The following is a 12,869-nucleotide window of genomic DNA, read 5'->3' as shown; positions in this document are numbered from 1 at the left end:
GTTCTTATCTTTTTTAATTGGAAAAAAAATGGCTGTTATTTTCTAATTGTTGTTTTAATGTTCGAGTATCATTGATCAACGAGGCACCAATCGTTGTATCTTTGACTTTTAATCGTTTCAACTGACGATCGACGATTTGTCGTGTGGAAATGATATCATCATTTTTTTTGATTGCTGTTTCTTTATCTGAAAAAGGTTTATGAGCAGCCAGTTGCATACCAAAAGAATTATATAAAAGTGTATATCCACCAATTCCAGTTACTTTTTGATAAGCACGTGAAAAACCACCATCTATGACAATCATTTTGCCGTCAGCTTTGATTGGAGATTCTCCTTTGAGCAATTTTACAGGAGTGTGGCCATTGATAATATGAGCATCAATTTCATTAAGAGCAAAAGCCTTCAAAATATGTTGGCAAACGTCAGAACTGTTTCTTAATTCATAATAGGCATTTTTTTCTTCCACATGAGTTTCTGATTCTTGAATAAAATAGCGTTCAAATGTTTTCATCGCTTTTTTACCAAAAAGAGAAGAACTTTCACCACACCATAAATACCAAACAATATCAGTTGAAAAATCTTCAGTCTGCCATGGTTTTGCAAAAGCTTGTTTGATGTTTGCTTCAAAAAAATCGAGCAAGTTTTTACCAGCATATTTTTTTCCATTAAAGTCCACAGATTGAAAAGAGCCATCTTCATTGAGTGGAATACAGCCGTGGATCAGTAAGTTGTGATTGTAAGAAAGGTAAAGAGAGCCTTTTTCAATAAGAAAAGCCATATGCTGATTTAACTTTTGTGAGTGTTGAAATTGCTGCATTAGATCAGTTAGGACGAATGCTTCATCGTCTGTTAGTTGATAAGGATCAGACCAATCGATTGTTTGAAAACATGTATTGATCAAGTTATACGGCTGATCGCCTATTACAAGTTGATTGTTATTAATTTTATCTAGTAAAAGTCGATGGGTCATTTGAAATTCTGGACGACGTTTAATGAGTTGCCCTTCTAACTTTTCTTGGATGATTGCCATTGCTTGTTGAATTTTCATTGCATCCGTTATTTCGGTTATCGAAAGCGTTCTATACGGGTTCTTCTTAGGGATAAAATGCATATTTTCTTGATATGTTTTGCGACTGAAATTTTTCAAATGATCTAAATCAATCCCATAAGCCTCTTCCAAAAGGTCAAGATTCCCATAGCGAGAACAGATTCGTAGAACATTTGCTAAACAAGCCTTTGATCCACTCACAGCGCCTAACCAAATAATATCATGATTGCCCCATTGGATATCAAGAGAATGATAGCCAATCAAAGAATCCATAATTTTATCAGGATGAGGCCCGCGATCATAAATATCTCCGATCACATGAAGATGATCGATTACGAACCGCTGAATCAAATAAGCTAAATCAGTTATAAAACGTTCAGCTTCATCAAGTTCGATGATTTTTTGGATAATTTGCCGATAATAAGCTTTTTTATCGGTGGTTTCGTCATACTGATAAATCAATTCTTCTAAAATATATGCATACGTTTTTGGTAAAGCTTTACGAACTTTGGAACGCGTATACTTACTTGACGAAAAACGGACAATAACCAACAAATGTTCAATTGTTTGAAACCACCAATGTTGAGACAATAACTGTTGCTGCTTTAAAACGTGCATTTTTTCTTCAGGATAATAAATCAAAAAACATAATTCATCCATTTGTTCTGCAGAAAGTTCTTGGCTAAAAAGTGTGTAAACTTTATCACGAATACTTCCTGAACCGTTTCTTAAAATATGGTTGAATGCTTCAAATTCTCCATGAAGATCACTGATGAAATGTTCAGTTCCCTTAGGCAAATTTAAAATGGCTTCCAAATTTATAATTTCGGCAATCAGCTCATTGGATTGATTGTTACTCATCTAGAGGACTCCTCACTATTTATTTTGGGCCAAATCTTCGATGATCGTTGTTGTTTCTTCGATTGATTTCTTTTCGACATCGATCACTAATGCATTATATTTTTCAAAAACACTATTGGCATAATCTAATTCCTCTTGAATACGATCGGCATTTGTGTAAGCCGAATCTTCTTTTAATCCCAATGAATGTAAACGGGATTTACGAATATCCATTAAACTCTCAATACTTGTTGTTAGACCGATGATTTTTTTAGGATCGATCTGATCTAATTCGGCAGGTAAAGAAACTTCTGGAATCAAAGGTAAATTTGCAACTTTATGATTCCGGTTGGCCATATACATGCTTAACGGTGTTTTAGATGTACGTGAAACGCCTAATAATACATAATCAGCTTCTAAGAAACCTTTGGAATCTTTACCATCATCATATCTAACGGCAAATTCAATTGCTGAAACACGACTAAAATACTGCTCATTCAACTTGTGGATCGCACCTGGTTCTTGTAAAGGTTGAATACCAAAAGTCCCTTCAACGATTTCGCTTAATGGGCTCATATAATCGACGTATTGTAAGCCAGTTCGGTTTGCGAAATCCTTTACTAAAGTCACTAGCTTTTTATTCACTAATGTTGTCACAACAACAGCTTTGTCATGTAAAGCATCTCTCAAAATAGGCTGCAATAATTCTTCATCGGTAATGAATGGAAATCGTTGGATATCGCTCATATCAATACTTGGGTATTGGGCGGAGACTGCTGAAATAATTTTTTGTGCGGTCTCTCCAACTGAATCTGATACTAAATAAATTTTGATTTTGTCTTTTTGCATGAGTACACTCTCCTAGTTTTTGAAGGTTTGTTTTTTTTTTCGTTTCATTATCTCTGATTATCAATAATTTTCTTTATCAATGTCATTACCGGCATTAATAAAGTAAGACATCATTCGGGTTTTGGTCACTTTTCCGATCACTTTTTTTGGCTGGTCAATTTCTACAACGGGTAAGGTATCGATGTTGTGTTGCATCAATAGACCGCCAGCTTCTAAAATCGTACGGTCACGAGTGATCGTGACGATGTTTGGCATACGACTCATGATCATCGCAACAGGTGTTTTTTCGGTATTAGGATTACTAATAGCTGCTCGTAGTAAGTCTTTGCGTGATAAAACACCGTTCAATTCATCGTTGTCATCTTTTACATATAAAGAACCGACATCGTACATAAATAAATTTGTCACGGCATCATAAACCGTTGTACTTTGATGGATAAGTATAGGTGGCAACATAATATCCGCTACCGTTTTTTTGTATAATTTTTCATAAAGTAAAGGCTCAATTGTTTGACCTGTGTAAAAATAACCAACTTTTGGTCTAGCATCAAGCAAACCAGTCATCGTCAAAATCGCTAAATCGCTTCGTAAGGTCGCACGACTCAAACCAAGTGTTTTGGCAATATTATCACCGCTGATTGGTTCGTTTTCTTTAACAATTTTGATGATCTCTAATTGTCTTGAGGTAAGTTTCATTTTATCGACCTACTTTCTTAATGTGACACACTAATTATTATATATTTCTTATAAAAATAAAGCAACAATAAAAATAAACCATACTAATTCTTGTTGACAATGAATATGATACACAATATAATCATATTTGTATAAATGTGATACACTATATAAAACAAGAAGGAGAGTTTGCTTGTGAAATATGTGATTGATTTTTCAGAGGGTAGCAAAGAACAAAGCGATTTACTAGGAGGTAAAGGCGCTAATTTAGCTGAAATGACAAAACTGAAGTTACCTGTTCCAACAGGATTTACGATTACAACAGAAGCTTGTTTAGATTACTTAAAAAAGAAAGAAAATGTCTCAACTGAACTGAACTTAGAAATTCGCCAACACATTTTCAGTATGGAAAAAAGAACCCAAAAGAAATTAGGAGATGCTATAGATCCGTTATTGGTTTCCGTACGAAGTGGGTCAAAATTTTCAATGCCTGGAATGATGGACACGATTTTAAATTTAGGTTTAAACGATGAGACGGTAATCGGATTAACAGAAAAAACGGGTGATGGTCGTTTTGCCTTTGATTGTTATAGAAGACTCCTGCAAATGTTTGGTGATGTGGTTTGTGGCATTGATAAAAATCGTTTCGAAGAACAACTTGATTTTTATAAATCAAAAAAAAGATATCTGGCGGATACAGATATGCAAGCGGAAGATTGGCAAGAATTGGTAGCGGTTTATAAAGATATCTTTCTAGAAGTGACGCATCAACCATTTCCACAAAATCCTTATGAGCAATTGAGTTTAGCTGTAGAAGCAGTTTTTCGTTCTTGGAACAATCGTAGAGCGGTTACGTATCGCCGTTTGCATGATATTTCTGACTCATTAGGAACGGCCGTCAACATCCAAGAGATGGTTTTTGGTAATTTTGGGGCAGCTAGTGGAACTGGTGTTGCGTTTACTAGAAATCCTGCAACTGGTGAGAAAGGGATTTTTGGGGAGTTTCTATTAAATGCACAAGGGGAAGATGTCGTTGCAGGAATAAGGACGCCGCAGCCAATCAGTGAACTTGAAGCATTGATGCCGGAAGTTTATCAAGAGTTCTTGGAACTAGGTCATTTGCTGGAGTCTCATTATAAAGACATGCAGGATATTGAGTTTACGATTGAGAACCGAAAATTATATCTGTTACAAACCAGAAATGGCAAACGAACGGCGAAATCTGCTTTCAAAGTCTGTATTCAATTAGTTGAAGAGGGCATAATATCTAAAAAAGAAGCAATCAAACGTATTAATCCAACGATGATCACTCAGCTGCTTCATCCAGTTTTTGAACCAGATGAATTAAAAAATGCGGTAGTTTTTGCTAAAGGACTACCGGCAAGTCCGGGGGCCGCGAGTGGAAATATTTATTTCACAGCAGAAAAAGCCAAAAAAGCGAGTGAGCAAGGGGAAAAAGTTATTTTGATCCGCCAAGAAACTTCACCAGAAGATATTGAAGGTATGGTAGTTAGTGAAGCAATCGTAACTTCTAGAGGTGGAATGACCTCTCATGCTGCTGTAGTTGCACGGGGGATGGGCGTTTGTTGCGTTGCAGGTTGTGAGACAGTTTATGTGAATGAATTTTTAGAACAGGCAACGGCAGGAGATCTTATCTTGCATCAAGGGGATACAATTTCGGTTGATGGGACAACAGGAACCATCTATCTTGGTAGTATTCCTTACGTCGAAGGAGATGAATGGCAGTTATTAGAAACAATCACGGACTGGGCAAAAGAAGGGGCGAGTATCGGTGTCAAAGCCAATGCAGAAACGCCGGCAGATATTAAAACAGCATTGAAATTAGGAGCGCAAGGCATTGGTTTAGCAAGAACAGAGCATATGTTTTTCGGAGAAGAACGAATAGTTGAAATGCGTAAAATGATTCTTGCTGAAAATAAAGAATCACTCCTAGCACCTTTAGATCGATTAAAAGAGTTCCAAAAAAATGATTTTCGAGCGATGTTTACTTTATTAAAAGGAAAAGCGTGCACCATTCGATTACTAGATCCACCACTACATGAATTTTTACCGCAAACAGAAGAGGAAATTATTCATTTAGCAAATGAAACAAAGCGGACAACTACCGAAATCAAGCATCGTATTGAAGAACTACACGAACAAAATCCAATGCTTGGGCATCGTGGGTGTCGTCTAGCTGTTACAACGCCTGAAATTTATGAAATGCAGGTAGCGGCTATTATTGAGAGTGCAATAGAGGTTGCCCAAAAAGAACCGACATTAGAAATTGTACCAGAAATCATGATTCCTTTGATTGGTAGTAAAGAAGAGATGACGTGGTTAAGAGAATGCTTAGAGCAAACGATCCAAACTATTTTTACTAAAACAAATCAAGTCATTTCCTATAAAATAGGGACGATGTTAGAGATACCTAGAGCGTGTTTAACAGCTGAAAAAATAGCAGAGGTTTCTGATTTTTTCAGTTTTGGAACGAATGATTTAACGCAATTAACATATGGTTTTTCACGTGATGATTCGGGTAAATTTATTAAGGCCTACCAAGATAAAAAATTATTAAAAGAAGATCCATTTCAGCATATCGACGAAGAAGGCGTGGGGGCGTTGATGAAAATAGCTGTAGATAAAATCAGGGGATTCGATCCATCGATTAAAATCGGAGTTTGTGGCGAAGTTGGCGGAGATCCGCAGTCGATTCGTTTCTTGAAAAAAATTGGTGTGGATTATATATCGTGTTCACCTTATCGGATTCCTGCAGCTATATTGACGATTGCACAAGAGCAATAAAAATTAAAGATGAACTAAAATAATGCCTGTAGGGTGTTGTTTTAGTTCATTTTTAATTTCTTTTTCTTAGTAGTCTGCTTTTTTTTCAGTAAATGTTATAATTTACTGGAAGTAGATTGAGAAAGAAGTGAATAAGATGAATAAGCGATGGAAATGGTCAATTGCAGGAGGAATGTTCCTTTTGCTTTTTATTCTTTTAAGTAGTTGGTTTTTTAACAAAGAAAATGGCCTTTTTATAGAACATTTATCGGAAAAGCAACAAAGTAACCAAAAGGGAAGTATGTCAAATTCTGCCACCCAAAAAAATATCGATCAGATTATCAAAGATGCTCATTTTCAAGGTGCTGCGTTGCTTGTGAGTCAAGATCAGATTTTTTATCAACAAAGTTATGGGTATGCGGATGAACAAAATAAGCGACCAAATGAAATAGATGGCGTATTTCCAATTGCATCCTTACAAAAAATAATCACAGGTTCGATTATTTTAGAATTAGTGAAAGAAGGAAAACTTAAATTAGATACTACTTTAGATACTTTTTATCCAGAAATCGATTTGAGTCAGACAATCACGATTCAACAATTGCTTGATCATAATTCAGGTATTTATATGGCAGAAGAGGAACCAGAAAATCTTTTAACAGATCAGGAAAGTCAGATAGATAATGTTTTAGAAAGCTTGACTGTGGTAGGAAATAAAGAATTTAATTATACAAATAGTAATTATACCTTGTTAGCGGGTATTATCTCTAAACTTACAAGACAATCCTATGAAGAAGTCATTCAAAAAAGAGTGATCGATAAGTTATCTTTAAGCCATACTTATTTTTGGGATGATTTACCTACAGATGTAACAATTCCAGAACCTTATTTTTATGTGGAAGAAGATTATCAAGCAGATCTGTCTCCAGCTAATGAGAAGTTATTTTCAAGTTTATTAGGTGCGGGCAACATGTATATGTCGACTGAGGATTTTTGGGTGTTTATTCAAAGCTTAGCTAATGGTCAGCTTTTTGATCAAGCCGAATATGAGCAACTTGCAAAGGTTAAGGAAGAAGGATATCAAGCTGGGATGATCTATTTCGATGACATGAAATACTCGGAAGGTAATTTGGGTGGTTATGCTACAGTTATTTATGGAGATCAAGATAATCAAAATTTAGTGATTCTTTTTGCAAACCAACCTACAAATAATGGAATGCAAGCATTAAGTGAAGAACTATTTAATCAGTTACGAAACGTATAAATGATTGTTTGTGAAAATAATGAAAAATAGATAGGAAGTTTTTCATTTTTATGCTATTATTTTTAATAAATCAATTGAAGAAGGTGAAGAGATGCCACTATTATTTGGAACGGCGGAATTTAATGAACAAGAGCATTTAACGATTGGCGGATGTGATACAGTCCGTTTAGCTGAGAAATATGGAACACCGTTATTTGTGTATGATGTTGCCCATATCAGAGCGCGTGCAAGAGGATTTAAACAAACATTCAACTCTTTAGGAGTAAAAAATAAGGTAATATACGCAAGTAAAGCATTTTGCTGTTTAGCAATGTATAAACTTTTAGAAGAAGAAGAGCTGGGTTGTGATGTAGTTTCTGCTGGTGAAATCTACACGGCAATCAAAGGTGGTATGTCACCTGAAAATATCGAATTTCATGGAAATAATAAGACTAAAGAAGAACTGACCTACGCTGTTGAGCAGGGGGTAGGGACAATCATTATCGATAATTTTTATGAAATCGACTTATTAAGTGCTGTTTTAAAAGAAACTGGCAAAAAGCAAAACGTCATGTTTCGTATTACACCAGGCGTGGATGCTGAAACTCATGAGTATATTTTAACCGGACAAGTAGATTCTAAGTTTGGTTTCGATGTAAATAGTGGGCAGGCGACGCAAGCGCTAGAAAAAATCTTGGCAGATGAACATTTAGTCCTAAAAGGAGCACATTGTCATATTGGGTCACAAATTTTCTCTGCAGAAGGGTTTTTAGCAGCTGTCGAGAAAATGTTGCTGATTTTAAATGAATGGAAAAAAATGTTTGATTATACTGTAGATGTTTTAAATATGGGCGGCGGTTTTGGTGTGCAGTATACTGAGACAGATGATCCATTAGAACCTGAACTATTTGTTAAAGCTATCGTAAACGCGGTAAAAGGTCAATGTGAATTGTTGGATTACACATTTCCAGAAATTTGGATCGAACCTGGTCGTAGTATTATCGCCGAAGCAGGAACAACGATTTATACAGTTGGTTCACAAAAAGTCATTCCAGATGTACGTCATTACATATCAGTAGATGGAGGAATGGGTGATAATATTCGCCCAGCTTTGTATGATGCGGTTTATGATGGATTTTTAGCAAACAGAATCAGCGCAGAGACGCCTGAAGAAATGAGAATTGTCGGTAAATATTGTGAATCGGGGGATATTTTAATTAAAAATATCGAGTTACCACCGATGGAGCCAGAGGATCTATTTGCTATGACAAGTACAGGCGCATACGGCTATTCAATGGCAAATAACTATAATCGTAATTTAAAACCTGCTGTTGTTTTTGTAGAAAATGGACAGGATAAATTAGTGATTCGTCGCGAGACTTATGAAGACTTAATTTCATTGGATTGTGAAGGATAAGCAATTTTAAGATGTGACAGAAGATTATCTGGAACAGACTATTTCTGCGCGTCACTGTCTATATGGATTTCATGTGATTGGGGTATGGCTCAAAGAGTGATATCCCGATCATTTTTGTTTTGAGTACATCCATAACTTTTTTTCTTAAATAAGAGTATAATTAAATAAGGAATCAAATTTTTAGAATTGAGGTGTCGCTATTGAAGTGGCTTTTATTGATCGTAATTATTGTGTTGCTTTTGATTATTGCAGTTTCCTTTTATGCTGCAAACTTTTTCCTGAATGTGGCACTTTTCAGAGATAATAATTGGTATGACAAGACAGGTCATAAAATGATGAATCCAGATAATTTCAATAAGGGGAAATCTCAGTATGACCTTACCGAAGAGCAACAAAATCAACAAGGTGATGTGTTTTGGCACCAAGCATTCGCTCAAGATTATTGGGTAGAAACTGATGGAGAAAAATTATATAGTCGATTGATCGTCTCGCATCCTGATAGCAAAAAATGGGTGATCTGTGTTCACGGTTATCGTTCATACGGCAAGCGTGACATGGCTTTTGTTGCATCTAAGTTTTCTGAGCAACAATATAATATTTTAGTTCCTGATCTAAGAGCACATGGCAAAAGCACAGGGAATATCATAGGAATGGGTTGGTTGGATCGTTTTGACTTATTGAAATGGATCAATGAAGTGCTGACAATTGAACCATCAGCTGAAATTATTCTGTTTGGTGGATCAATGGGCGCGGCAACGGTAATGATGACAAGCGGTGAAGCATTACCAGATAATATTAAAGGCTTAGTTGTAGATTGTGGTTATTCCTCTGTCTACGATGAGTTTGGAGCTATGTTACAATCTGCATTTAAATTACCAGCATTTCCTATACTGACGATTGCTGACAGTTTGGCCAAAAAGAAAGTAGGTTACTCTCTGAAAGAGGCTTCTTCAGTTGCTCAGTTGGCTAAAAATAATTTGCCAACGTTGTTTATTCATGGTACAGGAGATAAGTTTGTTCCTCATCAAATGATTTACGATAATATGGAAGCAACCAATGGCGTAAAAGAAAGTTTGATCGTCGAAAATGCTCCCCATCTGTCTTCATTTATTTATGAACCGGAGCATTATTTTGACACTGTTTTTGAATTTGTTCATCGTTATTGTTAAGAAAGGGGAAATCATATGGACGCTAAAAATAAACAACAGAAGTTAAGTTTAGGAATTGTATTGATTTTGATTGCAGCTACTTTGAGTAGTGTGGGACAATTAGCATGGAAATTTGGTGCCGATGGCGCTGGTACTTATGCAATCGTCCTTTATGCAGTTGGTTTTTTAGCAGCAGGAGCAGGAATGTTTTTTATGATGGCTGCTTTTCGATATGGTGAAGTCTCTATTTTACAACCGATGATGAGTTTGGGGTTTGCGTTGTCGATTGTTTTAGGGGCATTATTTTTAAACGAAAGTATCACTTGGTATAAATTATTAGGAACTGCCTTCATTATTGCAGGTTCGATCCTTTTAGGTATCGAAGGAAATGAGGAGACTGTATGATCAATTACGCAGCGATTCTGACGATTCTGGTGATTACGACTTTTTCCGGAAGTGCCGGTGCTTTGGCTTTGAAAAAAGGAATGAATGATCTTCCGCAATTAAGTCTTAAGTTGGTATTGATGAATGGTTGGATTTATTTAGGTTCGTTCTTATACATTTTAAGTGCGGTAACCAATATTGTTTTATTAAAATTTTTGGACTATTCAATTGCTTTTCCAATGACATCATTAACGTATGTTTGGACCGTTATTATTAGTTATTTTATTTTTAAAGAAAAGCTGACTGTTCGAAAAGTTTTAGCAGTAATTTTGATTATTATTGGTGTTTTTATTATCAGCCAATAAAGCGTCTCATTGGTAATGAAATCATTCTAGTTGTACTATAGATTTATAAACAACAGGAGGGGTTACTATGACCGTGAAATCAAAAGGAATTGATAAAATCAAATTATTGCAGGCAGTAACAACGATCGTGACAGGAGTTATCATGTTGAATGCAGTATTGAAAGCAAAGAAAAAATAGATAAAATCACTAGCAAGCATTACTGCAGTTGTTCTTTTGAAGAGCAACTGCAGTAATGCTTTTTTTTCAACAAATTGGGAGATTTTTAAAAGGTTGCAATGCTTAGAAACTTATATACTTAAATAAAAATTAGGTTTTTAAGGAGGGAAAAGAGTGAATAAAAAAATCAAAATTATACTATTTTTTATAATAATATTGGTACTTTTATCAGGTTGTGTCATCGTGAGGATGTAAGGAGGAAAATGATGAAAAGAACGATCGGTTTAGTGTTTTTTTGCTTGTTTTTATTGACTGGCTGCAAAATTGAATGTAACAGTCCGCAAAGTGCTAGAGACGACAATTATGGAGTGGGGGCTAAAGGCAGTTACAGTAGTGAAAGTAACTTAGATGACAAAACTAGTGGTACTCTTATATCAAAAACGGGTACAGGGGATGAAATCATTCCAAACTTGGCTTTTAAAAAAGGACCAGTAGTTGTGTCACTTATGTATGAGGGAAAAGCCAAATTTACGGTAAAAATGTTGGACAGCAATGGCGATACCGTAGCAACTTTAGTCGATAAAGTGGGGAAATATTCTGGGAAAAGGATTGTCAAGATTCCAAAAGATGCAGATAATTATATTCTAGAAATTCAAGCTGATGGTAACTGGCAAATAGAAATATAAAAGTTGGGTGAGAGTGAAAAATTCTAGCCGCTATGTATTCAAATAGCGGCTAGAATATATTTTTATTAAATTAACGAATACCCAAAGCAATCCTAGCATAACGTGACATTTTATCAGTCGTCCAAGCGGGATACCAGACCAATTTTACTTCTGGATTTTTTACTTCAGGAATCTCTTTTAACGCTTCATGAATCTGCTCAGTAAGAACATCAGCTAATGGGCAACCCATAGTAGTTAAAGTCATCTTGATGACAGTATCGCCGTTTTGTGCGAAGTCAACTTCATAAATTAATCCTAAGTTTACGATGTCGATTCCAAGTTCAGGGTCGATCACTGTTTCTAGAGCGGTTAAAATCTGTTCTTTGATATCTTCAATCTCTTCAGCAGACCATTCTTGATTTGTTTCAGTCATTGTATCTACTCCTTTTTAGTAGTCGTCCGTTATCATTATTAAAAAAATTATTGCAACAACGGCACTCCTTTACAGTTTGTTCTTTTCATATAATACCTTTTTTTAAAGGCTTTGTAAATGAGAATCTTTTTCAATGACCTAGTATTGAAAAGGGATAGTAGTAGGCCGTGAGCTAAAATTGTAAGGTGAATAACATCAACTCGTTTTCAGTAGCGTTGAGAATATTATGTTGGGTAAACGCTTCTAAAAATATCGCATCTCCTTCATGCAAAATAAGCACTTCATCTTTCAACTCAATCGTTGCTTCACCTTTTAAAACGTAATTAATTTCACAAAGATTATGAGCAATTTTTCTACCGCTGGATGATGATTGAGCATCAATATAAATTTTTGAAATGACCATATTGTTAGTATGTACAGGTAAATTGAACAAAGTATCATAATAAGTAGAGTTCGTCTGCCACGGATTATAAATCGTACCAGAGGAGTTACGAATCACTTTATAGCCATTTTCAGAAGTTTCACCATCTTGTATCACTTGCGGTGCCTCATTGGCTAAAAGATAAGCAACCGTGACATCTAAAGAATCAGCGATTTTTCTTAGAGCTTCAAGGGATGGTCGATTAGTCCCACGTTCGATTTGTGATAAGAAACTGGCGGAATAGCCGGTCTTTTCTCCTAGTTCAGTTAATGTAATCTTTTTTTCTTTCCGTAAATTCTTGATTTTTCTAAATTCCATCGGCAGCCGTCCTTTGCATAGAGTCCTTTTTTCAATCATATTATCTCGAATTCGTTACAAAATTACAAGCACTTGAATTTCAATTAAAAAAAACACATGACAATCTCATTATTATGTTGACA

The 12,869-nt window shown here is 35.5% G+C and carries 12 protein-coding genes; 7 read left to right on the top strand and 5 right to left on the bottom strand.

Annotated features, from left to right (window positions below; all coding sequences use genetic code 11):
• Positions 1 to 13: 13 nt before the first annotated feature.
• From IGJ02_RS09250 to IGJ02_RS09240, 3 genes are read right to left on the bottom strand one after another with little or no spacing between them, the layout of a single operon-like run.
• Positions 14 to 1,909 (bottom strand): fructose-1,6-bisphosphatase, encoded by a 1,896-nt coding sequence (locus IGJ02_RS09250; RefSeq protein ID WP_430601797.1) that lies wholly within the window; start codon positions 1,907 to 1,909, stop codon positions 14 to 16.
• Positions 1,910 to 1,924: 15 nt separating this feature from the next.
• Entirely contained in the window at positions 1,925 to 2,737 is an 813-nt protein-coding gene (locus tag IGJ02_RS09245) for a pyruvate, water dikinase regulatory protein (protein WP_430601796.1), read from the bottom strand.
• 60 nt (positions 2,738 to 2,797) lie between these two features.
• Positions 2,798 to 3,433, bottom strand: coding sequence for a helix-turn-helix transcriptional regulator (locus tag IGJ02_RS09240; RefSeq protein ID WP_010761569.1), 636 nt, complete (start codon positions 3,431 to 3,433; stop codon positions 2,798 to 2,800).
• A gap of 174 nt (positions 3,434 to 3,607) precedes the next feature.
• On the opposite strand from IGJ02_RS09240, the gene ppdK reads away from it, so the two are divergent.
• From ppdK to IGJ02_RS09205, 7 genes are all read left to right on the top strand, one after another.
• Positions 3,608 to 6,217, top strand: a complete 2,610-nt coding sequence (ppdK, locus tag IGJ02_RS09235; protein WP_430601795.1) for a pyruvate, phosphate dikinase — start codon at positions 3,608 to 3,610, stop codon at positions 6,215 to 6,217.
• A gap of 136 nt (positions 6,218 to 6,353) precedes the next feature.
• On the top strand, positions 6,354 to 7,460 hold the full coding sequence (locus IGJ02_RS09230) for a serine hydrolase domain-containing protein (RefSeq protein WP_430601794.1): 1,107 nt from the start codon (positions 6,354 to 6,356) through the stop codon (positions 7,458 to 7,460).
• 91 nt (positions 7,461 to 7,551) lie between these two features.
• On the top strand, positions 7,552 to 8,856 hold the full coding sequence (lysA, locus tag IGJ02_RS09225) for a diaminopimelate decarboxylase (RefSeq protein WP_430601793.1): 1,305 nt from the start codon (positions 7,552 to 7,554) through the stop codon (positions 8,854 to 8,856).
• Positions 8,857 to 9,056: 200 nt separating this feature from the next.
• On the top strand, positions 9,057 to 10,025 hold the full coding sequence (locus IGJ02_RS09220; protein ID WP_430601792.1) for an alpha/beta hydrolase: 969 nt from the start codon (positions 9,057 to 9,059) through the stop codon (positions 10,023 to 10,025).
• Positions 10,026 to 10,040: 15 nt separating this feature from the next.
• Positions 10,041 to 10,409: an EamA family transporter gene (locus tag IGJ02_RS09215; protein WP_010761564.1), complete on the top strand. Its 369-nt coding sequence runs from the start codon at positions 10,041 to 10,043 to the stop codon at positions 10,407 to 10,409.
• On the top strand, positions 10,406 to 10,753 hold the full coding sequence (locus IGJ02_RS09210; protein WP_430601791.1) for an EamA family transporter: 348 nt from the start codon (positions 10,406 to 10,408) through the stop codon (positions 10,751 to 10,753). The genes IGJ02_RS09215 and IGJ02_RS09210 overlap by 4 nt, the downstream gene beginning before the upstream one ends.
• Before the next feature lie 423 nt (positions 10,754 to 11,176).
• Positions 11,177 to 11,596, top strand: a complete 420-nt coding sequence (locus IGJ02_RS09205) for a hypothetical protein (protein WP_430601790.1) — start codon at positions 11,177 to 11,179, stop codon at positions 11,594 to 11,596.
• A gap of 70 nt (positions 11,597 to 11,666) precedes the next feature.
• Here the strand turns inward: IGJ02_RS09205 and IGJ02_RS09200 are convergent, their stop codons facing one another.
• Together IGJ02_RS09200 and IGJ02_RS09195 are read right to left on the bottom strand one after the other, a co-directional pair.
• Positions 11,667 to 12,008, bottom strand: a complete 342-nt coding sequence (locus IGJ02_RS09200; RefSeq protein WP_010761560.1) for a metal-sulfur cluster assembly factor — start codon at positions 12,006 to 12,008, stop codon at positions 11,667 to 11,669.
• Positions 12,009 to 12,180: 172 nt separating this feature from the next.
• Entirely contained in the window at positions 12,181 to 12,747 is a 567-nt protein-coding gene (locus tag IGJ02_RS09195) for a helix-turn-helix domain-containing protein (protein WP_010761559.1), read from the bottom strand.
• Positions 12,748 to 12,869 lie beyond the last annotated feature (122 nt).

It is taken from the genome of Enterococcus sp. DIV0724b (assembly GCF_050531475.1).
GTDB classification, from domain to species: domain Bacteria; phylum Bacillota; class Bacilli; order Lactobacillales; family Enterococcaceae; genus Enterococcus_L; species Enterococcus_L haemoperoxidus.
Note: the sequence above shows the minus strand (reverse complement) of the source record. Positions and strands in the feature narration are given on the sequence as shown.

Coding starts and splice junctions, on each gene's coding strand:
- IGJ02_RS09210 (WP_430601791.1), top strand. CDS start 10,406: ATGATCAATTACGCAGCGATTCTGACGATTCTGGTGATTACGACTTTT.
- IGJ02_RS09230 (WP_430601794.1), top strand. CDS start 6,354: ATGAATAAGCGATGGAAATGGTCAATTGCAGGAGGAATGTTCCTTTTG.
- IGJ02_RS09195 (WP_010761559.1), bottom strand. CDS start 12,747: ATGGAATTTAGAAAAATCAAGAATTTACGGAAAGAAAAAAAGATTACA.
- IGJ02_RS09200 (WP_010761560.1), bottom strand. CDS start 12,008: ATGACTGAAACAAATCAAGAATGGTCTGCTGAAGAGATTGAAGATATC.
- IGJ02_RS09215 (WP_010761564.1), top strand. CDS start 10,041: ATGGACGCTAAAAATAAACAACAGAAGTTAAGTTTAGGAATTGTATTG.
- lysA (WP_430601793.1), top strand. CDS start 7,552: ATGCCACTATTATTTGGAACGGCGGAATTTAATGAACAAGAGCATTTA.
- IGJ02_RS09245 (WP_430601796.1), bottom strand. CDS start 2,737: ATGCAAAAAGACAAAATCAAAATTTATTTAGTATCAGATTCAGTTGGA.
- IGJ02_RS09250 (WP_430601797.1), bottom strand. CDS start 1,909: ATGAGTAACAATCAATCCAATGAGCTGATTGCCGAAATTATAAATTTG.
- IGJ02_RS09205 (WP_430601790.1), top strand. CDS start 11,177: ATGAAAAGAACGATCGGTTTAGTGTTTTTTTGCTTGTTTTTATTGACT.
- IGJ02_RS09240 (WP_010761569.1), bottom strand. CDS start 3,433: ATGAAACTTACCTCAAGACAATTAGAGATCATCAAAATTGTTAAAGAA.